Below are 330 nucleotides of genomic sequence, written 5' to 3'. Positions count from 1 at the left end.
CGCGCGGGCTCGAGGGTGTCGCCGCCTGGACGCGGGCCGTGTCCAGGGCCGTGGGGGACGCCCTCGACGCGGGGGCGCTCCCGCTGACCGCCGGCGGCGATCACAGCCTGTCCCTGGGCTCCGTCGACGGGGTGATGCGGCACTGCGCGCGGCGCGGCCAGCCCGTCTTCGTGCTCTGGCTCGACGCCCACGCCGACTTCAACACGCCGGCGACCTCCCCCTCCGGCAACGTCCACGGCATGCCGCTCGCCGCCCTGTGCGGGGAGCCGGGATTCCCGTCCCTGTTCGCCGAGCCGGCACCGGCGCCCCTGCCGCCCGCCCATGTCCACC

1 protein-coding gene is annotated in these 330 nt (G+C 77.6%); it reads left to right on the top strand.

Annotated features, from left to right (window positions below; all coding sequences use genetic code 11):
* On the top strand, nucleotides 1-330 hold a 330-nt coding region (locus KZZ06_RS20275), incomplete at both ends, for an arginase family protein (RefSeq protein ID WP_219581786.1).

Source organism: Sulfitobacter sp. CW3 (assembly GCF_019392245.1).
In the GTDB taxonomy this organism is placed as follows: Bacteria; Pseudomonadota; Alphaproteobacteria; order Rhodobacterales; family Rhodobacteraceae; genus Sulfitobacter.
This window is presented reverse-complemented; position numbering and strand designations above follow the sequence as displayed.